The following is a 908-nucleotide window of genomic DNA, read 5'->3' as shown; positions in this document are numbered from 1 at the left end:
GTCACCGACGTCCGGGACGTGGAGACCGAGACGACCATGCCAGGCGGCGAGTCCGTCGATGTCACGCTCAGCGTCACCCAGGCGTCCTACGAGCAGGACTTCACCTCCGACGTGCTGGAGGGCGACTTCGGGGACGCGTTCCAGCCGGACAGCATCTCCGTGGGCCTCGGCGACGCCGAGGAGTTCGGCATCGGGATCGGTGACCAGCTGACCGTCGCGTTCGAGGACGGCGAGACCGCCGAACTGACGGTCCGCGCGATCCTGAACGACGACAGCGCCGTGGGCAACGGCACCTGGTACATCAGCGAGGAAACGGCCCGCGAGTACGTGTCGGCGGAGGTGCTGCCGCTGCCGTTCATGATGTTCGCCTCGGCCGCCGACGGCCAGGAGGACGCCGCCCGCGCCGCGCTGGATGCGGCCATGGAGCCCTATCCGCAGATGGAGGTCCGGGACCAGGCCGAGTTCAAGGACCTGATCCAGAGCCAGATCGGTCAGTTGCTCAACATGGTGTACGGCCTGCTGGCACTGGCGATCATCGTCGCCATCCTGGGTGTGGTGAACACCCTGGCCCTGTCCGTCGTCGAACGCACCCGGGAGATCGGCCTGATGCGCGCCATCGGCCTGTCCCGGCGGCAGCTTCGCCGCATGATTCGCCTGGAGTCGGTCGTGATCGCGCTGTTCGGCGCCCTGCTGGGCCTGGGCCTCGGCATGGCGTGGGGCGCGGCCGGCCACCAGCTCCTGGCCATGGAGGGCATGAAGGTGCTGGAGATCCCGTGGCCGACGGTCATCAGCGTGTTCATCGGCTCCGCGGTGGTCGGCCTGCTGGCCGCCCTGCTCCCCGCGTTCCGCGCCGGCCGGATGAACGTCCTGAACGCCATCGCCACGGACTGACCACCCGCGACGACGGC

General features: G+C 69.2%; 1 protein-coding gene. It reads left to right on the top strand.

The annotated features are described in order from the left end of the window. Positions 1–891: ABC transporter permease (locus RM590_RS35405; RefSeq protein WP_311708927.1), on the top strand; the 891-nt coding region annotated here is incomplete at its 5' end. Positions 892–908: the final 17 nt, after the last annotated feature.

Origin of the sequence: Streptomyces litchfieldiae (genome assembly GCF_031845365.1) — a bacterium.
In the GTDB taxonomy this organism is placed as follows: domain Bacteria; phylum Actinomycetota; class Actinomycetes; order Streptomycetales; family Streptomycetaceae; genus Streptomyces; species Streptomyces litchfieldiae.
Note: the sequence above shows the minus strand (reverse complement) of the source record. Positions and strands in the feature narration are given on the sequence as shown.